The sequence below is a fragment of the Pantoea sp. F_5 genome, from assembly GCF_008631595.1.
Classification (GTDB): domain Bacteria; phylum Pseudomonadota; class Gammaproteobacteria; order Enterobacterales; family Enterobacteriaceae; genus Pantoea; species Pantoea gossypiicola.
Map to the genome: position 1 here is coordinate 53,449 of NZ_VWUO01000009.1, position 23,859 is coordinate 77,307.

The following is a 23,859-nucleotide window of genomic DNA, read 5'->3' on the forward strand; positions in this document are numbered from 1 at the left end:
CCATGCCGCGGTTTCAGCAATCGAGAGGGCAGCCAGGCTGCCCTTGTTATACCCGCCGTCTTTCAGGCTGCATTTTGGTCGGCTATGTTCACTCACCCGAATGACTTACCTGAGTAAGCTCTCCGGGATACATTCTCTTGCCGCATTAATGCAATCTGAGCTCCATTGGGTATTTTTTTGTTAATTCAGTGCTTTGTCATTCGGCGTTTTGAACAGGGCTTTCATGTCATCAGAGAGTTCAAAGTTCATGTTCAGATTCTTTGGTGGAATCGGCTGTTTGAACCAGGTATCGAACCATTTTTCTGCCTGGCCAGAGGTCTGGGCTTTAGCAATGGTTTCATCGACCAGCGCTTTAAACTGTGGATCATCTTTACGCAGCATGCAGCCATAGGCCTCTTTTGACTGCGGCGTACCTAAGATTTCCCAGTTATCCGGCTTCTTGGCTTTGGCGCGTTCGCCGGCCAGCAGAGCATCATCCATCATGAAAGCCACGGCACGACCGGTTTCCAGTGTACGGAAAGAGTCACCATGATCTTTGGCGCTGATGATGCGCATATCCAGTTTTTGTTCGTCGTTGAGTTTATGCAGCAGCACTTCAGAGGTGGTTCCTGATGTCACAACCACCGTTTTGCCTTTCAGATCAGCGAAATCTTTGATCGGGCCATCTTTCTTCACCAGCAGACGGGTGCCGATGACAAAAATGGTGTCAGAGAACGCGGCCTGTTTCTGGCGCTCAAGGTTATTGGTGGTAGAGCCACACTCATAATCGTAGGTGCCGTTTTGCAGCAGCGGAATACGGTTTTGTGAGGTGATCGGGATCATTTTGACCTGCAGATCCGGCTTGTTCAGCTTCGCTTTAATAGCTTCCACAATGGCGTTTGAGTAAGCCTGTGAATAGCCGACGACTTTTTGCTGGTTGTCATAGTAAGAAAAGGGAACTGATGATTCGCGATGCCCGACCACAATGACGCCGTTGTCATTGATCTTCTTCAGGGTGCCGCTGAGATCTTCCGCCTGGGCCGCTCCCGCCGCTGCGCTGATCAGCAGAAGAGATAATGCCACTTTGCGTAGTTGCATGTTCCAACTCCTTCGTATGAAAAAGGCCCAGGCTATTACCTGTGCTGATTATGATGTTGTGTCTGTTTTTTGCTGCGTTTCTGCTCATTCTGCGGGCTAAACGGGCGCAGAAGAGTCACTAACATAGCGGATTGTTAACGCAATGAAACAAAAAAGTTTCTTTTTTGCGAGGCAATCCGCACCAAAAAAAGGCAAATATCTTGCTCTGCGCGTTTACGGTGCAGCAGAGGCGACTGTTTTGGTGCAAACGGCCAGGCATCAGCGCCTGCAACCCGCCTGTCGGCGAAAAACAGTGAAACATTCTGCAATCATCGTGCCAGAAAGCGGTACAGGGCGAGAAAGGCAGCAGAGTATGTGGTCCGGGGAGTGAGATATACCGGGGGCAGTAAAGAAAAAAGGCGAAGCCTGGGCTTCGCCTTTAAGGATCGGACAGGTTATCGGCGTCGGCGCAGCAGGGCTATCAGCGCTGCCAGCAGCGTCAGTGACCAGACTGGCCAGATGCCCGCCCGCGCATACGGGGTTTCCCCCTGCGTCGGGGTGACCTTGCTGGTCAGCACATCGCGGGTAAACTGCGGCAGCATTGCCTCCACATCACCGCTGGCATTCACTACCGCCGTCACACCATTGTTGGTGCTGCGCAACAGCGGACGTCCCAGCTCCAGCGCCCGCATTCTCGCCATCTGGAAGTGCTGCCACGGTCCGATAGAGTGACCAAACCAGGCATCGTTCGAAACGGTCAGCAGGAAACTGGTGTCGGGATGGAAGTTAGCCCGCACCTGCTCACCCAGCACGATCTCATAACAGATGGCGGTGGTCAGGTTATAGCCCGCCACGCTGAGTTGCGGCTGAAGGTAGTTGCCACGGCTGAAGGCCGACATCGGCAGATCGAAGAACGGGGCCAGCGGCCGCAACAGATCGGCCAGCGGCACAAATTCACCAAACGGTACCAGATGATTCTTCTGGTAACGATTGCCGCTGAAGTAGTTGTACGGGGTTTTGCCGCCCAGCACGATCACCGTGTTGTAGTCGTGATAACGGTTCTGCTCCAGCCGTGAGTCGACGATGCCGGTGACCAGTGAGCTGCCGCGTTCACGCAGTTCGTCATCCAGCGAACGCAGGAACGGCTGCTGATTGCTTTCCAGATCGGTAATCGCCGATTCAGGCCAGATAATGATCGGCGCTTTGCCCATCAGGGGCTGACTGAGACCGTTATAGATGCGCAGGGTAGTGAGCAACTGCTGTGGATCCCACTTCATCGACTGCGGGATATTCCCCTGCACCAGCGCCACGTCGACGGCGCGCTCAGGCATTGGCTGAACCCACTGGATGTAGCGCAGCGGCCACGGCAGGGCCAGCAGCAATAACGCTGCCACCAGGCTTCTGACATTGCGCTGCTGCATGGCATAAGCCAGCAGGCCAGCGACGACCATCAGCAGGAAAGTCAGGGTCTCGACACCCGCCAGCGGGGCCAGGCCTTTTAACGGACCGTCAATCTGGCTGTAACCAAACTGCAGCCACGGGAAACCGGTCAACACCCAGCCGCGCAGAAACTCAGTGATCTGCCACAATGCCGGTGCTGCCAGCGCCAGACGCCATAGCGTCGTGCGCGGCCAGAGTCGATTCAGTACGCCTGCAAACAGCGCCGGGTAGACCGCCAGATACGCCGCCAGCAGCGCCACGATAAAAACATTGACCGGACCAGGCATGCCGCCAAAGGTGGCAACACTGACATAGACCCAGTTAATACCGCTGCCGAACAGACCCACTCCCCACACAAAGCCGATTGCAGTGGCCTGCGGGCTTGTGCGGTTCAGAGTCAGCAGCTGTAAGCCGCACAGCGAGAGCAGAGCGGCAGGCCAGAAATCGTAGGGAGAGAAGGCGAGGGTACCCAGTGCACCCGTTATTAAAGCCAGCAGCAGGCGAACCCGCTGGCGCGGGTAGAGTGAGGCTAATGCCATAGACTTATTCGTCTTCCAGTTGGGGTTGTGGCGAATTTTCCGGGATAGTCACGTGAACCTGGATGATGCGGCGGCTGTCAGCCATCGCCACCTTGAACTGGTAACCCTCAATCTCAATGCTTTCACCACGTGCGGGCAGATGGCCGAAGCCCTGCATGACCAGACCACCAATGGTATCGACTTCATCATCACTGAACTGCGTGCCAAACACCTCATTGAAATCTTCAATGGCGGTCAGTGCGCGCACCGTGAAGGTGTGGCGATTGAGCTGACGGATATCACGATCTTCTTCATCGTCATACTCATCTTCAATCTCACCCACGATCAGCTCGAGAATATCTTCGATGGTGACCAGACCGGAAACACCACCAAACTCATCAATAACAATCGCCATGTGGTAACGCTGGGAGCGGAACTCTTTCAGCATCCGGTCGACACGCTTACTTTCAGGCACCACCACCGCAGGACGCAGCACTTTCTCGATGCTGAACGGCTCTGATTCACTGCTCATAAACGGCAGCAGGTCTTTCGCCATCAGAATCCCTTCCACATGATCTTTGTCTTCGCTGATCACCGGGAAGCGGGAGTGCGCGGAGTCGATAATGACATCCAGACACTCCTGGAGGCTCTGATTACGTTTCAGGGTGATCATTTGCGAGCGCGGGATCATGATGTCACGCACGCGCTGCTCCGCAATATCCAGAACCCCTTCGAGCATGTCGCGGGTGTCCTGGTCAATCAGCTCTTTATTATTTGAGTCGCGGATCAGCTCCAGGAGCTCATCACGGTTTTTAGGTTCACCGTGAAAGAGTTGGTTGATTAACAGGGAGAAAAATCCCTTTTTACTACTGGGTGCATCGCTGTTTTGAGAATGGTCGTCGCTCATGGCGGTTTTTAAAGATCTCTCTGGTGAGGAACAGGTGCTGTCAGCAAACCGTGCTGACAGCCGGATAGCCTGAATTCAGGATTCAGGCGTCTTCTTTCTCCGAAATGTACGGATCAGGATACCCAAGAGCAAGCATTATCTCGGTCTCCAGTCCTTCCATTTCGTCAGCTTCATCGTCTTCAATATGGTCGTAACCCAGCAGGTGGAGCGTACCGTGTACCACCATGTGTGCCCAGTGGGCTTCAACGCTTTTTCCCTGCTCTGCCGCTTCCTGCTCAACCACCTGACGGCAGATGATCAGATCGCCCAGCAGCGGCAGCTCAATGCCCGGCGGCGCTTCAAACGGGAAGGACAGGACGTTAGTCGGCTTATCTTTGCCACGATAAGTCAGATTAAGCTCATGACTTTCCGCTTCATCAACCAGACGTACTGTGACTTCGCTTTCAGGCTGGAAAGGGGTGACAGCCGCTGAGAGCCAGCGGTGAAACTGGCTTTCTTCAGGCAAATCAGCGGTGTTATCACAGGCGACCTGCAGGTCGAGAATCACCTCGCTCATTTGCTCTCCTGCGTGGCGCTCTGTGCTGCCAGCGCTTCACGTTTACGCTCTTCGGCCTGCTGGTCACGGCGGGTCTGATCGGCGGCTTCCCAGGCTTCATAAGCGGTGACAATGCGGGCAACCACTGGATGGCGCACCACATCTTCGCTGTGGAAGAAGTTAAAGCTGATCTCTTCCACGTCTGCCAGCACCTCGATAGCATGACGCAGACCCGACTTGACGTGACGCGGCAGATCGATCTGGGTAACGTCACCGGTAATCACCGCTTTGGAGTTAAAGCCGATGCGCGTCAGAAACATCTTCATCTGCTCGATAGTGGTGTTCTGGCTCTCATCAAGAATGATGAACGCATCGTTCAGGGTACGACCGCGCATGTAAGCCAGCGGGGCAACTTCAATAACGTTACGCTCCATCAGCTTTTCAACGCGCTCGAAGCCGAGCATTTCAAACAGCGCATCGTAGAGCGGACGCAGATAAGGGTCGACTTTCTGACTCAGGTCGCCTGGCAGGAAGCCGAGCTTTTCACCCGCTTCGACGGCAGGGCGGGTCAGCATGATGCGGCGAATTTCCTGACGTTCCAGCGCATCCACGGCCGCGGCCACCGCCAGATAGGTTTTACCGGTACCGGCCGGGCCGACACCAAAGGTAATGTCGTGGTCGAGTACATTCGCGATGTACTGGGCCTGATTTGGCGTGCGCGGTTTGATCACACCACGCTTGGTCTTAATATTGACCGCTTTACCGTATTCCGGCACGCTTTCGGCGGTTTGCTCCAGTACCCGGCTCTCTTTGATCGCCAGGTGAATCTGGTCTGGCTCGATATCCGGGATCTCACCACGCATTGGCGCGGTATCAACATACAAGGTCTTGAGAATATCTGCGGCAGCATTGACGCAAAGTGGGCGTCCTACCAGCTTAAAGACGTTGTCGCGACGATTGATCTCAATGCCCAGACGACGCTCAAGCTGTTTCACATTATCGTCGAAAGGCCCACACAGGCTCATCAGACGACGGTTATCAGCCGGTTCAAGGGCGATTTCACGAGTTTCGATATTCAAACGAATCCTTTGGGTCACTCAGGGCCAGTTATGGGATGTGTCTGACGCACCGTTGGGCTTAACCGGATGCACCATAACGAAATTATTTATGCCGTAACGCCTGGGCGCAAGCTTAAGGGGAGATATTTGGGCGGCACTTTCAGAAACCAAGTGTCGTGGTGTGAACCTGGCAGCAACGCAATGCGCGCTGCCGCACAATATAGCAGGTATCACGGCTGGAACAGACCCACGCCGATGTCGTTTTCTTTGCGGGTACGGGCAATCACGGAAGCCGGGCTTTGCACCATACGCAGGCCCATCTCTTCTTCAGTACGTACCAGCCTGCCGCGCAGCGAGTTGGTGTAGACATCAACAATTTCAACATCCACAAAGCGGCCAATCATCTCAGGCGTGCCTTCAAAATTGACTACGCGGTTGTTTTCGGTACGGCCAGAGACTTCCATGACGTTCTTGCGGGAGATGCCTTCCACCAGAATACGCTGCACGGTGCCGAGCATGCGGCGACTGATTGCCTGCGCCTGCTGGTTAATGCGGTCCTGCAGGATCCACAGACGCTGCTTTTTCTCCTCTTCACTGACATCATCCGGCAGGTCAGCTGCGGGCGTACCGGGACGCGCAGAATAGACAAAGCTGAAGCTGACGTCGAAATTGATGTCGGCGATGAGCTTCATGGTCTGCTCGAAATCCTGCTGGGTTTCACCCGGGAAGCCGATGATGAAGTCGGAGCTGATCTCAATATCCGGGCGCGCCGCGCGCAGCTTACGGATAATCGCCTTATACTCCAGCGCGGTATGCGCGCGCTTCATCAGCGTCAGAATACGGTCTGAGCCGCTCTGAACCGGCAGATGCAGGAAACTCACCAGCTCCGGGGTATCGCGATAGACATCAATGATGTCATCGGTGAACTCAATCGGGTGGCTGGTGGTGAAGCGAATGCGGTCGATGCCGTCGATTGCGGCGACCAGGCGCAGCAGCTCAGCGAAGGTACAGATCTCACCATCAAAGGTGGCACCACGATAAGCGTTGACGTTCTGACCCAACAGGTTAACTTCACGCACGCCCTGCGCCGCCAGCTGGGCGATCTCCAGCAGAATATCATCGCTGGGACGGCTCACTTCCTCACCACGGGTGTAAGGCACCACGCAGAAAGTACAATATTTGTTGCAGCCTTCCATAATGGAGACAAAGGCTGTCGGGCCTTCTGCACGCGGTTCCGGCAGACGGTCAAATTTCTCAATTTCCGGGAAGCTGATGTCGACTACCGGGCTTTTGGTACCGCGCACGGTGTTGATCATCTCCGGCAGGCGGTGCAGCGTCTGCGGACCAAACACAATATCCACGCAGGGGGCACGCTGACGAATGTGATCGCCTTCCTGCGACGCCACACAGCCACCCACGCCAATGATCACATCCGGGTTGCGCTCTTTGAGTTTTCTCCAGCGTCCCAGCAGGTGAAACACCTTTTCCTGCGCTTTCTCACGAATGGAGCAGGTGTTAAGTAACAGGATATCCGCCTCTTCAGGGACCTCAGTCAGCGTATAGCCGTGCGTACTGTTCAGCAGATCAGACATCTTGGATGAATCATACTCATTCATCTGACATCCCCAGGTTTTGATATGCAGTTTTTTTGTCATCGCGCTAGCCATTGATTCAGTGCAGTGAAGTGCGGGGCGCATATTGTAATGCTTTGATGCTGTGGTGACCAGCCTGAGGGCTTTTCTGCCAGCCATCGGGTTTTCCGGTACACTTTGCTCTATTCAGACCCGCGATGCGCAGGCTGGCGGGAATAAGAGAGGGAGTTAAGCAATGCAGGGTAATCAGTTTGATGTCGTGATTGTCGGCGGTGGTATGGTCGGTGCTGCGCTGGCCTGTGGTCTGACACAGCAACATTTTCGCGTGGCGGTGATTGAGCGTGCCGAACCCGCGCCGTTTGATGCCGACAGCGATCCCGATCTGCGAATTTCAGCGATCGGATCTTCCTCGGTGGCGTTGCTGAAGCAGCTCAATGTCTGGCCGCGGGTCGAAGCAATGCGCAGTGCGCCCTATCGCAGGCTGGAAACCTGGGAGTGGCAGACCGCACAGGTGAGTTTTGATGCAGCCTCGCTGGGCTTGCCTGAACTGGGCTTTATGGTCGAGAACAGCGTGCTTCAGCGGGCGTTATGGGAGGAGATGCAGTCGCTGGGCGTGACCTGCTATTGCCCGGCCACGCTGGAAAACCTGCAGCCAGAAAATGGCGGCTGGCGCGTCGATCTTAACGACGGCATGGCTTTGCATACCCGGCTGGTGATGGGTGCAGATGGCGCAAACTCGCAGGTGCGGCAGATGGCCGGAATCGGGATTCATGGCTGGAGCTATGCGCAGTCCTGTTTACTGATCAGCGTGACCTGCGATCATCCGGCAGGGGATGCGACCTGGCAGCACTTTACGCCTCAGGGACCACGCGCCTTTTTGCCGCTGTATGGTAACCGGGCCTCGCTGGTCTGGTATGACGCGCCCGCAAGAGTGCGTCAGCTTCAGGCGATGCCGATAGCTCAGCTGGAGAAAGAAATTGCCAGCCACTTCCCGGCGCGGTTGGGACGGTTTAAAGCCCATGCGGCGGGCGGCTTCCCGCTGGTGCGCCGTCATGCTTCACGTTATGTCCTTCCAGGGCTGGCGCTGGTCGGCGATGCCGCGCATACCATTAATCCGCTAGCCGGGCAGGGCGTGAATCTGGGCTATCGCGATATTGATGCGTTGATTGATGTGCTGGTGAGCGCACGCGATGCGGCGGAGGACTGGGCCTCAGAGCGGGTATTGCAGCGCTATCACCGGCAGCGTCGCAAAGACAATCTGCTGATGCAGGGCGGGATGGATCTCTTTTATTTTGCCTTCAGCAACCAGCTGGCACCGCTGAGGCTTGCGCGAAATCTCGGACTGATTGCTGCTGAACATTCTGGCGTACTGAAGCGGCAGGTATTGCGCTACGCGCTGGGTTTATAACCCAATGCGCATTGAGGCTCGCCGCAGGGCGGGCCAGTAATCTGGATGGTGGAGAAGGGACAAAAACAACAAAGCCCGCAAAAGCGGGCCTGGTTGTGCAATTTGGCTGGGGTGCAGGGATTCGAACCCCGGAATGCTGGTATCAGAAACCAGTGCCTTACCGCTTGGCGACACCCCAATAATGGGTTTTTCAAATTGTCTTTGTATGGCTGGGGTGCAGGGATTCGAACCCCGGAATGCTGGTATCAGAAACCAGTGCCTTACCGCTTGGCGACACCCCAATTATATGGTGGCTACGACGGGAATCGAACCTGTGACCCCAGCATTATGAGTGCTGTGCTCTAACCAGCTGAGCTACGTAGCCAAATTGTACTGCATTTCAATGGTGGCTGGGATACCTGGATTCGAACCAGGGAATGCCGGTATCAAAAACCGGTGCCTTACCGCTTGGCGATATCCCATTCGTCCGTTCTCAGCACACGAGAATCATCGAAATTGGCTGGGATACCTGGATTCGAACCAGGGAATGCCGGTATCAAAAACCGGTGCCTTACCGCTTGGCGATATCCCATCCACGCTGCCGAATAATGAAATGGTGCGGGAGGCGAGACTTGAACTCGCACACCTTGCGGCGCCAGAACCTAAATCTGGTGCGTCTACCAATTTCGCCACTCCCGCAAAAAAAGATGGTGGCTACGACGGGAATCGAACCTGTGACCCCAGCATTATGAGTGCTGTGCTCTAACCAGCTGAGCTACGTAGCCATCTTTTTTTCGCGTTACCTTCATCGGCGTTGCGGGGCGCATTATGCGGAGTTGACCAGACAGCGTCAACAAGTTTTTTACCGTTTTTTGCCAGATAATCGCTGTTTGACTGGCTTATAACCAGCCTGGCGGTTTATTCGGCAATTTTTCAGTGAATACAACGCTAATCGTAAAAAAAATGGGCCATAACAGGCCCATTCTGGTGGCTTTATGTCAGGTTATTTATAGGCTGACTGATGCACACCCACGGCACGTCCGGAAGGATCGTCCATGTTTTTAAACGCTTCATCCCACTCAATTGCTTTGGCTGAAGAACAGGCAACGGATGGACCGCCAGGCACACACTCTGCCGCACTGGCTAACGGGAACAGCTCTTCGAAGATTTCACGATAGAGATAAGCTTCTTTCGAACCCGGCGTGTTGAACGGGAAGCGGAAATGGGCGGTTGCCAGCTGCTGGTCACTGATTTGTTTCGCGGCCACTTCCTTGAGTGAGTCGATCCAGCTGTAACCCACACCATCAGAGAACTGCTCTTTCTGACGCCACGCTACGCTCTCAGGCAGGTATGAGGAGAAGCATTCACGCAGAATGTGTTTCTCCATTTTACCGTTGCTGCCACACATTTTGTCGGCAGGGTTGATACGCATGGCCACATCCAGGAATTTTTTATCCAGGAAGGGTACGCGGGCTTCAACGCCCCAGGCGGACATCGCTTTGTTGGCACGGGCACAGTCGAACATATGCAGCGCCTGCAGTTTACGCACGTTTTCTTCGTGGAACTCTTTGGCGTTTGGCGCTTTATGGAAGTAGAGATAGCCGCCAAACACTTCATCTGCGCCTTCGCCCGACAGCACCATCTTAATGCCCATTGCTTTTATTTTACGCGACATTAAGTACATCGGCGTAGAGGCGCGAATGGTCGTGACGTCATAGGTTTCAATGTGATAAATCACATCGCGAATCGCATCCAGACCTTCCTGCACGGTGAAATGGATTTCGTGGTGCACGGTGCCCAGATGTTCCGCGACAGATTTTGCTGCTTTTAAATCAGGTGAACCTTCCAGCCCGACCGCGAAGGAGTGTAGCTGCGGCCACCACGCGTCACTTTTATCCTGGTCTTCAACACGCTTTGCCGCAAAACGCTTGGTCACGGCGGAAATGATGGAGGAGTCCAGACCGCCTGACAGCAGCACACCGTAAGGCACATCTGACATCAGGTGGCTTTTCACCGACTCTTCCAGCGCATGCTTCAGGCCAGCCGCATCGGTGGTGTTGTGCTCAACGTTTTTGTACTCCATCCAGTCACGCTGCCAGTAACGACGGATTTCGCCATCGGTGCTGGAGAGGTAGCTTCCTGGCGGGAACTCTTTGATCGAACGGCAGGCTGGTACCAGCGCTTTCATTTCTGACGCAACAAACAGGTTGCCGTGTTCATCGTTACCCATATAAAGCGGGATGATGCCGATATGGTCGCGGCCAATCAGATACGATTTCTTAACGCTGTCATAGAGGATAAAGGCGAACATGCCTTCCAGCTCATCAAGGAAATCGACACCTTTCTCCTGATAGAGCGCCAGAATCACTTCACAGTCAGAACCGGTCTGAAATTCATAGCGATCGCTGAGCTCAGCGCGCAGCGCCTGATGGTTGTAAATTTCGCCGTTAACGGCCAGTACGTGGGTGTGATCGGCGTTGTACAGTGGCTGTGCGCCGTTGTTAACGTCAACAATTGAGAGGCGTTCATGCGCCAGAATAGCCGTGTCATCTGCATAGACGCCTGACCAGTCCGGGCCGCGATGACGCATTAAGCGTGAACATTCCAGCGCTTTTTTGCGCAGCTCAACAGGATCGGTTTTCAGATCCAGCACACCAAAAATTGAACACATAACTGACTCCTGATCTCACCTTACGGCGATGTTATCTTTTGCGTTTGTCCGGCAGCCTGACGCTGCGTGATAGATAAGAAAATGCGCTATTTGGTGCATTCAATGCAAGAGAAATCGTGATTTACTGATAAAAATATTGCTCACATGGCAATAAAATTGAATAAACGATAATTTTAATGTTGTTTTGTTATTGGATCGGCAATGAAATGGCGTTTGTGAGTAAAAAACAGGCAGGAAAGTAGGCGGGAGCCATGCAAAAAAAGGGGGACGCATCACAGATTAACCGGATGCGTCATAAGAAAAATGAATCAGAACAGATCAATATCGGCAACAGAAGGGTAGATCCAGTCCGGACGGAACGGCATGGCATCGATATCACTCAGCGTCGAGACGCCTGACAGCACCAGTACCGTTTCCAGACCTGCCTGGAAACCGGCGAGAATATCGGTTCGCAGGTTATCACCCACAATGACCGTCTCTTCCGAGTGGGCCTGCATTTTATTCAGCGCGGCGCGCATGATGTAGGGGCTGGGTTTGCCCACCACAAACGGGCTGCGGCCTGATATCTTCTCAATCCCGGCGCAGAGCGCACCACAGGCGGGTATAAAGCCGCGCGCGTGCGTATCGGGGTTGGTGGCGATAAAGCGCGCGCCGTTAGCCACGAAGAAGGCCGCTTTGTGCATCATGTCCCAGTTGAATGAACGCGTCTCCCCGACAATGACAAAATCGGGATTCACATCCGTAATGGTAAAGCCCGCTTTATAAAGCTCATGAATCAGCGCGCCTTCACCAATGACATACGCCTTTTTGCCCTCCTGACGACGCAGGAAGTCGGCGGTAGCCATGGCCGAGGTGTAGAAAACGGATTCAGGAACCTCGACACCAGCCGAAGCAAAGCGGTTAGCCAGATCCTGCTCGGTCTGCGAGGGATAGTTCGTCAGCACCACCAGCGGCATCTCTTTGGCCAGAATGCGTTGTAAAAATTCCTGTGCGCCAGGAACGGCCGTGTTGTCGTGCATCAGCACGCCATCGATATCACAAATTACGCTTTTAATGGTCATAGTCAGATCCGATGTGGCCCGCCACAACAGCGGGTTAGCTTAGTCTTCCAGAAGATGTTGCAGCAGAATGCCGTTAAGCATGGCACGTTTAGCCAGCGCAAATGCGCCGATCGCAGAACGGTGATCCACGGTCGAACGCACGACCGGCAGATTTTTACGAAAGGCTTCTAACGCCTGGGTGTTGATGCAGCCTTCAATCGCGGGCAGCAGCACTTTTTCTGCTTCCGTAATCTCGCCCGCCAGCACCACTTTTTGTGGATTAAACAGGTTAATCGCGATGGCAATCGCTTTGCCGAGATACCGGCCTACCTGTTCGACCACTTCGCAGGCCAGCGCATCACCCTGATTGGCCGCTTTGCAGATGTGGGACATCTGGCATGCCTCCAGCGTCAGTACGCTGGGATAGCCCTGATTCAGCAGATGCCGCACACGATTCTCAATGGCACCGTTAGCGGCAATGGTTTCCAGGCAGCCAAAGTTACCGCAGTGACAGCGCTCGCCAAGCGGGTCAACCTGGATATGGCCGATTTCGCCGACATTGCCGTTGCTGCCGAGGAAAATATGGCCGTTGGCAATAATGCCGGCACCGGTGCCGCGGTGTAAGCGCACCAGGATTGAGTCAGCACAGTCGCGGCTTGCACCGAAATAGTGCTCGGCCAGCGCCAGACTGCGAATATCGTGCCCCACAAAGCTGGTGACGCTGAACCGTTTTTTCAGACTGGCGACCAGCGGCCAGTGGCTGACAGAGATGTGCGGCATATAACGGATCACGCCGTTAATCGGGTCAACCAGGCCCGGCAGGATAACGGAAATCGCGATCAGCTCGCGTATTTTACGCTGGTGCTGCCCGATGAAGCCGCTGATGGCGTTAAACAGCGCATGCTCCAGCGTCTCCTGGGTGCGTTCCGGCAGCGCATAATCCTCCTGCGCCAGCGACTTACCGCTGAGGTCGAACAGGGTCAGGGTGGCATCGTTGCGGCCGAGGCGAACCCCGATGGTATGGAAGTGACGGGTTTCAGTGATAATCGAGATAGCGCGGCGACCACCGGTAGACGCCTGCTGGTCTACCTCTTTGATCAGGCCGCGCTCAATCAACTGGCGGGTAATTTTGGTGACGCTGGCGGGGGCGAGCTGGCTGAGTTCGGCAATCTGAATGCGCGATATCGGCCCCTGTTGATCAATCAGCCGGTAAACCGCTGCGCTATTAAGTTGCTTAACAAGATCGACATTTCCTATTTGTGACTGGCCGCCAGTGGTCATTCAGTGCTTACTCGCTCAGGACGTCGTCTCCGTTGACTAACGTCTTTATGATTTTAAAGTCGCGCGTAAACACAGTCAGGTTCGCGATTTTTCCTGCTTCGATCGAGCCCAACTGTCTTTCCACGCCCATCGCCCGTGCCGGGTAAAGTGATGCCATGCGTAACGCTTCGTCCAGTGCGATGCCGACATGCTCGACGCTGTTTTGTACTGCTTCAATCATCGTCAGGGCCGAACCACTGAGTGTGCCGTTTTCGTCAACACAGAGGCCGTCACGATAATAGATTGTTTTGCCAGCAAAAATAAACTCGCTGATGTCAGCGCCAGCCGGTGCGGTGGCATCGGTTACCAGCACCAGTTTGTCGCCTTTAATGCGTTTTGCATTGCGCACGTTAGCGTAATGTACATGTAAACCATCCGCAATAATGCCGCAGTATACATCAGGCGAATCAAACAGCGCACCGATAAGCCCGGGTTCACGTCCTGCAAAGGTCGGCATAGCATTGTAGAGGTGGGTTGCGAAACTCACGCCAGCAGAAAAACCCGCTTTCGCCTCTTCATAGGTCGCATTCGAGTGACCCGCTGAGACAATGATTCCGGCGTCGGTCAACTGACGAATTACGTCGCTGCCTGCGTTTTCAGGTGCCAGGGTAACTTTGGTGATGACGTCTGCGTTGTCGCAAAGATACTGCACCATCGCCGCATCCGGCAGGCGAATCAGTGCCGGATCGTGGGTGCCTTTTTTCGCTTTGCTCAGCCACGGGCCTTCCAGATGCAGACCCAATGCCTGATGCTGATGTTTCTGCAGGTAAGCGCGCATGGTTTCAATCGCCCGCTTCATCAGCGCGTCGCTGCTGGTGATCAGCGTCGGTAAAAAGCTGGTGCAGCCAGACTTTTCATTGGCGCGCTGCATCGTTTCCAGCGTCTCAATGCTGAGCGCATCCAGGCTGTCATTGAACTGTACCCCACCGCAGCCATTGAGCTGCAGATCGATAAAACCCGGCGCAATAATCGCACCCGCCATATCGCGCTGCTCAATATCAGCCGACAGCGATTCACGCGGGCAGACGCGCGCAATGTGCCCGTTTGCCACCACGACGGCGTGATTATCCAGAATCTCATGGCCGCTGTAGATCCGACCGTTTACTAATGCGTACATCTCTCTTCTCCCTTCCTGGCCTGCTGTCACTTAACGTAACAGCAGGGCAGGACACTATTCTGTTACACGCCTTTCATATTTTCCGCTTCCATTTCGCGGAAATATTTCACGGTTTTCACTTTCAGTTCCATAGTGGCTGGCTCATCACAGACCACCACCGATTTCGCATGCAGCTGCAGGCAACTGATGGTCCACATATGGTTAACATTACCTTCAACCGCTGCCTGCAGTGCCTGTGCTTTAACATGGCCGGTAACCAGAATCATCACTTCTTCAGCATCCAGCAGCGTGCCAACACCGACCGTCAGCGCATATTTAGGTACCTGATCAACGTCGCCATTAAAGAAGCGCGAGTTCGCCACGCGGGTATCATGGGTCAGGGTTTTAATGCGGGTACGGGAAGCCAGTGAAGACGCCGGTTCGTTAAAGGCGATATGACCGTCGTTGCCGACGCCGCCCATAAACAGGTGAATTTTACCCAGTGCGCGAATTTTCTCTTCGTACTGACGACATTCTGCGTCAATATCGGGCGCATTACCATTCAGCAGGTTGATATTTTCCGGTTGAATATCAACGTGATCGAAGAAATTGCGATACATAAAGCTGTGATAGCTTTCAGGATGCTCTTTTGGCAGACCGACATATTCATCCATATTGAAGGTCACGACATGTTTAAAACTGACCTGGCCCGCTTTGTGCATCTCAATCAGGTGCTTGTACGCCTCCAGTGGCGTGCCGCCGGTTGGCAGACCCAGAACAAAAGGTCTGTCCGCCGTCGGGTTAAACGCATTGATGCGGTTAACAATATGTCGGGCGGCCCATTTACCTACCTGGGTTGGCGTTGCTAATGGAATCAGTCTCATGTTTCACCTCAATTAAAAATGGAAAGGGGATCGCTAAACCGTTGCGTTAGTCATCAGCCTGAGCAGATTGTCTATTCTCGCTACGGGCGGAGCGTAATTCAATATTTCGGATCATAAAATAAGTTTATGGTGATAGCCAGATGATGCCGTGTGACATGATGTTTTTTAGTGATAAAAGTCACATTTTCCAGGGTTTTAATTTGCGAGGCGAATTAATTTATCATTACACTTCGCTGCGTGATATGCAGTGTATTAACGATCTTTGCAGCTGACATAACAACATTAAGCGGCGCAAAGCGACAAGTCAGGTTCATAGGGGGAAGGGGTATGTTAGGTTATTTACAGAAGGTGGGGCGCGCACTGATGGTGCCGGTAGCAACCCTGCCAGCAGCAGCGATATTAATGGGGGTGGGTTACTATCTTGATCCAGTCAGCTGGGGCGCAGATAATGCGCTGGCTGCATTGCTGATCAAGTCGGGTGCGGCAATCATTGAGCACATGTCGGTGCTGTTCGCGATCGGTATTGCCTATGGCATGTCAAAAGATAAAGATGGTGCCGCTGCGCTGACTGGCTATGTCGGCTTTCTGGTGGTCACCACGCTCTGCTCACCAGCGGCAGTGTCAATGATTCAGAAAATTCCTTTGGATCAGGTGCCAGCTGCCTTTGGCAAAATTGAAAACCAGTTTGTCGGCATCCTTGTCGGTATTCTGTCGGCAGAGATCTATAACCGCTTCAGCCATGTCGAGCTGCCTAAAGCGCTTTCCTTCTTCAGCGGACGCCGGCTGGTACCAATTCTCGTCTCGTTCCTGATGATCTTTGTTGCTTTTATCCTGATGTATATCTGGCCCGTGGTGTTTAATGGTCTGGTTAATTTTGGTGAACATATCCAGAAGCTCGGCTCTGCCGGCGCCGGTATCTACGCCTTCTTCAACCGCCTGCTAATTCCTGTCGGCCTGCATCATGCTCTGAACTCGGTGTTCTGGTTTGATGTTGCCGGCATTAATGACATTCCTAAATTCCTGGGCGGTGCGCAGTCACTGGCAGATGGTTCGGCAACCGTGGGCATTACTGGTCGTTATCAGGCTGGCTTCTTCCCGATTATGATGTTTGGTCTGCCGGGTGCTGCGCTGGCTATCTACCACTGTGCCCGTCCAGAGAACCGTGTCAAAGTGGGTAGTATCATGCTGGCTGCAGCGTTTGCTGCTTTCTTTACCGGTATCACCGAACCGCTGGAATTCTCCTTCATGTTCGTGGCGCCAGTGCTCTATCTCATCCACGCCGTCCTGACCGGCATCGCGGTCTTTATCGCTGCCAGCATGCACTGGATTGCTGGATTTGGTTTCAGCGCCGGGCTGGTGGATATGGTGCTGTCGACCCGTAACCCGCTGGCAACACACTGGTACATGCTGATTCCGCAGGGCCTGGTCTTCTTTGTTATCTACTACGTGGTGTTCCGCTTCACCATCAAAAAGTTCAACCTGATGACACCGGGTCGTGAGCTGGCGGTTGCAGGTGATGAAAGTGATGGTTATGACGTTAACGTTGATAAAACTGACAATGATGAAACGGCCACTGAATCGCTGGCGCGCCGTTATATCGGTGCGGTGGGTGGCTCAGCCAACTTAACCAGCATCGATGCCTGTATTACCCGCCTGCGTCTTAACGTGAATGATTCTGCTCAGGTCAATGAGGGGGTTGCGAAGCGTCTGGGTGCATCCGGGGTGATCCGTCTTAATAAGCAGAGCGTGCAGATCATTGTAGGTACCCAGGCCGAAAGCATTGCCTCGGCGATGAAAAAAGTGCTGACCAAGGGTCCGGTCGCAGCAGCTACCAGCAATGCGCCAGTGGAGCCTGACGTCAAGCCGCAGGCCGTGCTGAACAGTGAGAAGCGAGTCATCGCGACATTGCTGGCACCGGTAACCGGTGACGTCGTGGCGCTGGATGATGTGCCGGATGAAGCCTTTGCCAGCAAGGCGGTAGGCGATGGTCTGGCGATCAAACCCAGCGACAAATGGGTCGTGGCTCCGATTGCCGGTACGCTGGTGAAAATCTTCAACACCAATCACGCCTTCTGTCTGGAAACGGAGAATGGTGTAGAGATTGTGGTGCACATGGGACTGGATACCGTGGCGCTGGAAGGTAAAGGCTTTACCCGCCTGGTTGAAGAGGGGGCCACGGTGGTCGCCGGTCAACCTGTGCTGGAAATGGACCTTGAATTCCTCAACGCCAATGCCCGCTCGATGGTGAGTCCGGTGGTTGTCAGCAACAGCGATGATTTCGCCGGTCTGACATTACTGGCCCGCGGTCAGGTGGTGGCAGGTGAAACGCCGCTGTATGAAGTGAAAAGCTAATCCCCGCAACAGAACCCCACAGGCAGGAAGCGATTCCTGCCTTTTTTGTTTTAAAGGCTTAACAAACGGTTGTTTCCCTCAGACGCTTTGTGGATCATACTCCGTTACTTCGTGGTACAAATCACCCGTTATTCGTATTGAGGATTTTTGAGATGAGTGAGGCTGAAGCCCGCCCAACTAACTTTATTCGTCAGATCATTGACGAAGATTTGGCGAGCGGTAAGCACAGCTGCGTGCATACCCGTTTTCCGCCGGAGCCCAATGGCTATCTGCATATTGGTCATGCGAAATCGATCTGTCTGAATTTTGGCATCGCCCAGGATTATCAGGGGCAATGCAACCTGCGTTTCGACGATACCAATCCGGTTAAAGAGGATGTGGAATTTGTTGAATCCATCAAGCGTGACGTCCAGTGGCTGGGTTTTGAGTGGAGCGGTGAGGTCTGTTACTCATCAAACTATTTTGATCAGCTTTATGACTATGCCATCGAGCTGATTTCTAAAGGTCTCGCCTACGTTGATGAGCTGAGTCCGGATCAGATTCGCGAATATCGCGGCACCCTGAAAGAGCCGGGCAAAAACAGCCCTTATCGCGATCGCAGCGTGGAAGAGAACCTGGCGCTGTTTGAGAAAATGCGAAACGGTGAGTTTGCCGAAGGCACTGCCTGTCTGCGCGCTAAAATCGACATGGCCTCTAATTTCATCGTGATGCGTGATCCGGTGCTTTATCGCATCAAGTTTGCGGAACACCACCAGACCGGCAACAAGTGGTGCATCTACCCGATGTATGACTTTACCCACTGCATCTCTGATGCGCTGGAAGGCATTACGCACTCGCTGTGTACGCTGGAGTTCCAGGACAACCGCCGACTCTATGACTGGGTGCTGGATAACATCACCATTCCGGTCCATCCGCGTCAGTATGAATTCTCGCGCCTGAATCTGGAGTATGCGGTGATGTCGAAACGCAAACTCACTCAGCTGGTGACCGAGAAGCACGTAGAAGGCTGGGACGATCCGCGCATGCTGACCGTTTCAGGTCTGCGTCGTCGTGGTTACACCGCAGCATCTATCCGCGAGTTCTGCCGTCGTATTGGCGTCACCAAACAGGATAATATTGTGGAGATGGCCTCGCTGGAGTCCTGTATCCGTGATGACCTGAATGAGAATGCGCCACGTGCTATGGCTGTACTGGACCCGCTGAAAGTGGTGATCGAAAACCTGCCAGCAGGCCATAACGAAATCATCACCATGCCAAATCATCCGGGTAAACCGGAGATGGGTACGCGTGAAGTGCCGTTCAGCCGCGAGATCTGGATCGACCGTGCCGATTTCCGCGAAGAGGCGAACAAGCAATATAAGCGCCTGGTACTGGGCAAAGAAGTTCGCCTGCGCAATGCCTATGTCATTCGTGCTGAGCGCGTCGCTAAAGATGAAGCGGGCAACATCACCTGCATCTACTGTACCAGCGACACAGATACGCTGAGCAAAGATCCTGCCGATGGCCGTAAGGTCAAAGGGGTCATTCACTGGGTATCTGCGGATCACGCGCAACCAGCAGAGTTCCGCCTGTATGATCGTCTGTTCAGTGTGCCAAATCCGGGCGCGGCAGAGGACTTCCTGGCAGTAATTAACCCTGAGTCACTGGCGATCAAACAGGGCTTTGTGGAGCCGAGCCTGCGCGATGTGGAACCGACCACGCCGTTCCAGTTTGAGCGTGAAGGTTATTTCTGCGCCGACAGCGTTTACTCTACGCCATCGCAACTGGTGTTTAACCGCACCGTCGGTCTTCGTGATACCTGGGCGAAAACTGGCGAATAATTTTTTTGAGGCTGACCTCATAAAATGACAAAAGGGCGACTTATCGCCCTTTTTTGTTGCCCTGATTTTAATCATTGCCGACATTTATTCTGACCTAACCGCAACCGATTAAATGCTGCATTGTGAGAGAAATCTGAGTTTAAAAAAATTAATCAATTTCCGGGTGTGAATTATCCGCTTTCAGGTAGGCTATGCGCTCTCAGAGGTTGCAAAGCGGGTTACAGAAGGAAAAAAAATGACAGTTCTCGCCCTGGAAGCCAGAAACAGTGTGGTCGTTTTACATCAGCTCATTGAACGTATTTTTAACCAGCCTGCCGGATCTGACGACAGTTTTGAGCTGCTGATGTCCTATTTTCATCCTGAGTTCCGCATGGTGACTCCAAAGGGCAGAGAGTGCAATCTGAACGAGGTCGAGGCGCTTTTCCGGCAGCTGCAGGGACAGCGCGAAGGGATGCGCATTGTCACCTGCGAACACGTCATCCTCTCTCATCATGAAAAAGAGATCACCGTACAGTATCGCGAAATGCAGATGATGAATGGCAATAATCAGAGCCGTATCTCGCTGGCGATACTGGACTGCAGCAGCTCTATTCCACGCTGGCGCTATCTGCAGGAGACGCTGGTGGCCTGATACAACAGCCGAAGACAGACGAAAAAAAACCGGTGAATTCACCGGTTTTTTTATTTCAGGCCGCGTTACTGGTCGTGCAGGGTTTCGTCTTCCCGGCAATCGCCCAGCGTACAGTGTCCATAGAGATAGAGGCTGTGGTTGGTCAGCTTGATGCCATGACGGGTGGCGATTTCACGCTGACGCGTTTCGATCGACTCATCGCTGAACTCAATAACTTTGCCGCAATCCAGACAGATCAGATGATCGTGGTGATGCTGCTGCGTCAGTTCGAAGACAGATTTGCCGCCTTCAAAGTTATGACGGGTCACGATACCAGCGTCATCGAACTGGTTCAGGACACGGTAAACGGTAGCCAGGCCAATCTCTTCGCCGATGTCGATCAGGCGTTTGTACAAATCTTCCGCACTGACGTGATGGCACTCAGGTTCCTGAAGCACTTCCAGAATTTTCAGTCTGGGCAGCGTCACTTTCAGGCCAGCCTTCTTTAATGCGGTGTTGTTGTCAGTCATGCGGATTTTGTCCTGTCACTATATTCACTTTTGTGGCTTGTCGCCTTGAATGTCGATCTGCGCTCATTCTCATTTGCGTCTCATTATAGAACTGAAGCGATGAAATGAAAACCAGAGGGCGTGCCTGAATCATCACGGGCTGTGGGGGATAGGTCACCGGGCCGGGGAGGATTCTGGCAGATGTCTGTTGGTACATCGCTTAGTCTTGCCGACTGAAAAAATAAGCGGAAGATCGATGCGGGTATTCTACAGATTAAACGGAGAAAGTTAAAAAAATGTGGCTATTATTTCTATAGGAATTTCCATTGCCTCAATGTGAGCTGGCGCTCACATTGAGTCGTACAGGATCAGGCTTCGAGGATATCTTTCAGCTGCAGTTCATCAGAAATCTGCTTAACCCATTGCTCTACACGCTGGTTAGTCAGTTCAGGCTGACGATCTTCATCAATGGCCAGACCCAGGAAGTGGGTATCATCGGCCAGCCCTTTTGAGGCCTCGAAGTGATAACCTTCAGTTGACCAGTGGCCTACAATTACGGCACCGTGCGGCTCAATGATGTCACGGATCGTGCCCATCGCATCACAGAAGTACTCCGCGTAATCTTCCTGATCGCCGCAGCCAAACAGCGCAACCAGCTTGCCGTTGAAATCGATCTCTTCCAGCGTCGGGAAAAAGTCATCCCAGTCGCACTGCGCTTCACCATAGTACCAGGTCGGAATGCCCAGCAGCAGGATATCAAACGCTTCCAGATCTTCTTTTGTGCTTTTCGCGATGTCATGCACTTCTGCAACGTCTGTACCCAGCTGTTTCTGGATCATTTTTGCAATGTTTTCGGTATTGCCGGTATCGCTGCCAAAGAAGATGCCTACGAGTGCCATGAGTAAAATAACCTCTTAAATCCTGATAATGAGATGTGTGCCGCAGCACATTTCAGCGAATAATAGCAGACGAGAGAAAACCGGTGAACGGTTAAAGCCCCGACATTTGCTCCTGCGTGCGTTTTGCCCGCATTAATCCAGTTTGAGCTGTGCCAGCAGCATCTGTTCGATCAGTTCGCTGCGGCTGAGATTGCGCTGTTCTGCCAGCGTGTTGAGCGCATCGACGGCTTCACTGTTCATTTTCAGTTCGACACGACGAAGTCCGCGCCCTTTGTCACGTTTAAGCTGATTGCGCTTGTTAATGCGCAGTTGTTCATCACGCGAAAGCGGACTGGTTTTGGGGCGACCAGGGCGGCGCTCATCAGCAAAGAGATCGAGCGTCGTGCGGTCAGTCTGTTCTTTTGCCATGGCTTAGTAAAACTGAATGGGGGCGGGCGCCAGTCACTCACCGCGCAGATTATAAATTATTGGCCATTGCCGCAGCAAAACGAACGCGCGGCAAAATTTTAGCGCGCCATCATACTTCACGCTTACTCCGGACGCCAATCCTAAACCTTTGCCGCCATCTATTTGCTTTTAAAGCGCAAAAAAGCGACGGACACTGCGCAAAACGGCATCGGGTTTCTCTGCGTGAACCCAATGTCCCGCGCCACCAATAACATGTGCCTGCGCGGCCGGGAACTGCTGCAGCAGCGCATCACGGTAGCGGTTATCCAGATAGCCTGAGTCGCCACCGCGAATAAACAGCGCCGGGTGATCCCAGGCCGGAACCGGCTGCCAGCCTGAAATCGTGGTGTAGTTATCCCATAGCACCGGAACGTTGAAGCGCCACTCGCCCGCCTGAAATGACTTCAGCAGGAACTGAATCACCCCTTCTTCATCTATAAGCGTGCGCATAATCGTCGCCGCCTCACTGCGGGATGAGACGCCTGCGTCGGTTACAGCACGAATGCCGGCAAAGATCTCGTCATGGCGGCGGGTCTGGTAGTCGACCGGGGCGATATCGATCATTACCAGCCGCGCAATGCGGTCCGGTGCCAGCGCGCTCATGGTCATGGCGATCTTGCCGCCCATTGAGTGACCGATCACCGCGACGCGTTCAATGCCGTGCGCATCCAGCGTATCGACCATGTCCTGCGCCATTACAGCGTAGTTCATCTCGTCAGATCGTGGTGAGAGTCCGTGGTTGCGGACATCAACCTGCAGCAGCGGCCCGGCATCTTTCAGCCCGCGCGCCAGCACGCCAAGGTTATCCAGACTGCCAAACAGACCGTGGATTAACAGGATGGGCAGGGAATCAGCAGGGGATTGTTCAGTTTGCAGACGGGCGTTCAAAATCATAGCAAAGTTCTTAAGTTTGAGACCTGTGCTTAGGTTATCATGGTTTCACCTTTTCAGGCGCGCCGGTTCCGGCGGCATTAGGACATATTCTGACTTTTGCCCGTAAACCGTTTGATTGCTAACAACCCGCCTGAATTTAACTTTATAATCCTGATGTTAGAACCCGCACATCCTTTGAATTGCCTGACTATACTCAGAGCTTTTCAGGAAACAGGTGGTTCTGTCATGAGAAAGAACCGTACGGAATAAGATGAAAACGATCGAAGTTGACGAAGAGCTCTACCGTTATATTGCCAGCCACACGCAACACATTGGTGAAAGCGCATCCGACATTCTGCGTCGTATGCTGAAGTTCACTGCTGGTCAGACTGCACCCGCTTCGCCTGCTCAGCCAGCTTCAAAAGAGGCAGCGAAAGAGTCTCAGTCTGCGGCCGTGGGTTCGCGCCCGCAGGATCGTGTCCGCGCGGTGCGTGAGCTGCTGCTTTCCGATGAATATGCGGAGCAGAAGCGGGCGGTGAATCGCTTTATGCTTATCTTGTCAACGCTCTATCGTCTTGATACCGCAGCCTTTGCTGAGGCGACTGCATCGCTGCAGGGCCGCACCCGCGTCTATTTTGCCGGTGATGAGCATACGCTGTTACAGAATGGCACCCATACTAAGCCGAAGCATGTGCCCGGCACGCCGTACTGGGTGATCACCAACACCAATACTGGTCGTAAATGCAGCATGGTCGAACACATCATGCTCTCGATGCAGTTCCCTGCGGAACTGACCGAGAAAGTTTGCGGCACCATCTAAAACTTAAGCGTCAGGGAGCAGCGCC

General features: G+C 53.6%; 21 protein-coding genes and 7 tRNA genes. 6 read left to right on the forward strand and 22 right to left on the reverse strand.

What is annotated here, in order from left to right; genetic code table 11:
- Positions 1-180: 180 nt before the first annotated feature.
- Positions 181-1,077, reverse strand: a complete 897-nt coding sequence (locus tag F3I44_RS13425) for an amino acid ABC transporter substrate-binding protein (RefSeq protein ID WP_013357108.1) — start codon at positions 1,075-1,077, stop codon at positions 181-183.
- Positions 1,078-1,219: 142 nt separating this feature from the next.
- Between F3I44_RS13425 and F3I44_RS13430 the strand changes: the two genes are divergently transcribed.
- Positions 1,220-1,447 (forward strand): hypothetical protein, encoded by a 228-nt coding sequence (locus F3I44_RS13430; protein WP_150012333.1) that lies wholly within the window; start codon positions 1,220-1,222, stop codon positions 1,445-1,447.
- A 64-nt stretch (positions 1,448-1,511) separates the two neighbouring features.
- Here F3I44_RS13430 and lnt read toward each other — a convergent pair whose 3' ends face one another.
- The 5 genes from lnt to miaB form a co-directional block, all read right to left on the reverse strand.
- Positions 1,512-3,035: an apolipoprotein N-acyltransferase gene (lnt, locus tag F3I44_RS13435; protein WP_150012331.1), complete on the reverse strand. Its 1,524-nt coding sequence runs from the start codon at positions 3,033-3,035 to the stop codon at positions 1,512-1,514.
- 4 nt (positions 3,036-3,039) lie between these two features.
- Entirely contained in the window at positions 3,040-3,921 is an 882-nt protein-coding gene (gene corC / locus F3I44_RS13440) for a CNNM family magnesium/cobalt transport protein CorC (RefSeq protein WP_150012329.1), read from the reverse strand.
- Between the two features lie 82 nt (positions 3,922-4,003).
- Positions 4,004-4,477, reverse strand: a complete 474-nt coding sequence (gene ybeY / locus F3I44_RS13445) for an rRNA maturation RNase YbeY (RefSeq protein ID WP_150012327.1) — start codon at positions 4,475-4,477, stop codon at positions 4,004-4,006.
- Positions 4,474-5,535: a PhoH family protein gene (locus tag F3I44_RS13450; RefSeq protein WP_013357113.1), complete on the reverse strand. Its 1,062-nt coding sequence runs from the start codon at positions 5,533-5,535 to the stop codon at positions 4,474-4,476. The genes ybeY and F3I44_RS13450 overlap by 4 nt, the downstream gene beginning before the upstream one ends.
- 209 nt (positions 5,536-5,744) lie before the next feature.
- Complete coding sequence (miaB, locus tag F3I44_RS13455; RefSeq protein WP_150012325.1) at positions 5,745-7,169, reverse strand: tRNA (N6-isopentenyl adenosine(37)-C2)-methylthiotransferase MiaB; 1,425 nt, start codon at positions 7,167-7,169, stop codon at positions 5,745-5,747.
- A 172-nt stretch (positions 7,170-7,341) separates the two neighbouring features.
- Between miaB and ubiF the strand changes: the two genes are divergently transcribed.
- The gene (ubiF, locus tag F3I44_RS13460; RefSeq protein WP_150012323.1) at positions 7,342-8,514 is read left to right on the forward strand and encodes a 3-demethoxyubiquinol 3-hydroxylase; all 1,173 of its coding nucleotides are present in this window, start codon (positions 7,342-7,344) and stop codon (positions 8,512-8,514) included.
- Positions 8,515-8,617: 103 nt separating this feature from the next.
- On the opposite strand, the gene F3I44_RS13465 is transcribed toward ubiF, so the two are convergent.
- The 12 genes from F3I44_RS13465 to nagB form a co-directional block, all read right to left on the reverse strand.
- A tRNA-Gln gene (locus F3I44_RS13465) sits at positions 8,618-8,692 on the reverse strand.
- Between the two features lie 28 nt (positions 8,693-8,720).
- Positions 8,721-8,795 (reverse strand) — tRNA-Gln (locus tag F3I44_RS13470).
- Positions 8,796-8,801: 6 nt separating this feature from the next.
- Positions 8,802-8,878 (reverse strand) — tRNA-Met (locus F3I44_RS13475).
- A 22-nt stretch (positions 8,879-8,900) separates the two neighbouring features.
- A tRNA-Gln gene (locus F3I44_RS13480) sits at positions 8,901-8,975 on the reverse strand.
- A gap of 35 nt (positions 8,976-9,010) precedes the next feature.
- Positions 9,011-9,085 (reverse strand) — tRNA-Gln (locus tag F3I44_RS13485).
- Between the two features lie 22 nt (positions 9,086-9,107).
- Positions 9,108-9,192, reverse strand: a tRNA-Leu gene (locus F3I44_RS13490).
- 9 nt (positions 9,193-9,201) lie between these two features.
- Positions 9,202-9,278 (reverse strand) — tRNA-Met (locus tag F3I44_RS13495).
- A 218-nt stretch (positions 9,279-9,496) separates the two neighbouring features.
- Complete coding sequence (gene asnB / locus F3I44_RS13500) at positions 9,497-11,164, reverse strand: asparagine synthase B (protein ID WP_150012321.1); 1,668 nt, start codon at positions 11,162-11,164, stop codon at positions 9,497-9,499.
- Between the two features lie 308 nt (positions 11,165-11,472).
- Complete coding sequence (locus F3I44_RS13505; RefSeq protein WP_013357117.1) at positions 11,473-12,225, reverse strand: HAD-IIA family hydrolase; 753 nt, start codon at positions 12,223-12,225, stop codon at positions 11,473-11,475.
- Positions 12,226-12,264: 39 nt separating this feature from the next.
- Entirely contained in the window at positions 12,265-13,485 is a 1,221-nt protein-coding gene (locus tag F3I44_RS13510) for an N-acetylglucosamine repressor (RefSeq protein ID WP_150012319.1), read from the reverse strand.
- Between the two features lie 7 nt (positions 13,486-13,492).
- The gene (gene nagA / locus F3I44_RS13515; protein WP_150012317.1) at positions 13,493-14,641 is read right to left on the reverse strand and encodes an N-acetylglucosamine-6-phosphate deacetylase; all 1,149 of its coding nucleotides are present in this window, start codon (positions 14,639-14,641) and stop codon (positions 13,493-13,495) included.
- A gap of 62 nt (positions 14,642-14,703) precedes the next feature.
- Positions 14,704-15,504 carry a glucosamine-6-phosphate deaminase gene (gene nagB / locus F3I44_RS13520; protein WP_033751778.1) on the reverse strand — a complete coding sequence of 267 codons (801 nt, stop codon included), beginning with the start codon at positions 15,502-15,504 and terminating at the stop codon, positions 14,704-14,706.
- Between the two features lie 327 nt (positions 15,505-15,831).
- Here nagB and nagE point away from each other — a divergent pair, with 327 nt between their 5' ends.
- From nagE to F3I44_RS13535, 3 genes are all read left to right on the forward strand, one after another.
- The gene (gene nagE, locus F3I44_RS13525) at positions 15,832-17,856 is read left to right on the forward strand and encodes an N-acetylglucosamine-specific PTS transporter subunit IIBC (RefSeq protein WP_150012315.1); all 2,025 of its coding nucleotides are present in this window, start codon (positions 15,832-15,834) and stop codon (positions 17,854-17,856) included.
- Positions 17,857-18,008: 152 nt separating this feature from the next.
- Positions 18,009-19,676, forward strand: coding sequence for a glutamine--tRNA ligase (gene glnS / locus F3I44_RS13530; protein ID WP_150012313.1), 1,668 nt, complete (start codon positions 18,009-18,011; stop codon positions 19,674-19,676).
- Positions 19,677-19,911: 235 nt separating this feature from the next.
- Positions 19,912-20,307: a hypothetical protein gene (locus F3I44_RS13535; protein WP_150012311.1), complete on the forward strand. Its 396-nt coding sequence runs from the start codon at positions 19,912-19,914 to the stop codon at positions 20,305-20,307.
- A 65-nt stretch (positions 20,308-20,372) separates the two neighbouring features.
- Here the strand turns inward: F3I44_RS13535 and fur are convergent, their stop codons facing one another.
- The 4 genes from fur to ybfF form a co-directional block, all read right to left on the reverse strand.
- Positions 20,373-20,816, reverse strand: a complete 444-nt coding sequence (gene fur, locus F3I44_RS13540; RefSeq protein ID WP_009091454.1) for a ferric iron uptake transcriptional regulator — start codon at positions 20,814-20,816, stop codon at positions 20,373-20,375.
- Between the two features lie 347 nt (positions 20,817-21,163).
- Complete coding sequence (gene fldA / locus F3I44_RS13545; RefSeq protein WP_150012309.1) at positions 21,164-21,694, reverse strand: flavodoxin FldA; 531 nt, start codon at positions 21,692-21,694, stop codon at positions 21,164-21,166.
- 132 nt (positions 21,695-21,826) lie between these two features.
- A complete protein-coding gene (gene ybfE / locus F3I44_RS13550; RefSeq protein WP_003852811.1) occupies positions 21,827-22,102 on the reverse strand; it encodes a LexA regulated protein in 276 nt (91 codons plus the stop codon).
- 168 nt (positions 22,103-22,270) lie between these two features.
- Positions 22,271-23,035: an esterase gene (gene ybfF, locus F3I44_RS13555; RefSeq protein WP_150012307.1), complete on the reverse strand. Its 765-nt coding sequence runs from the start codon at positions 23,033-23,035 to the stop codon at positions 22,271-22,273.
- A gap of 250 nt (positions 23,036-23,285) precedes the next feature.
- On the opposite strand from ybfF, the gene seqA reads away from it, so the two are divergent.
- A complete protein-coding gene (gene seqA, locus F3I44_RS13560; protein WP_150012305.1) occupies positions 23,286-23,834 on the forward strand; it encodes a replication initiation negative regulator SeqA in 549 nt (182 codons plus the stop codon).
- Positions 23,835-23,859: the final 25 nt, after the last annotated feature.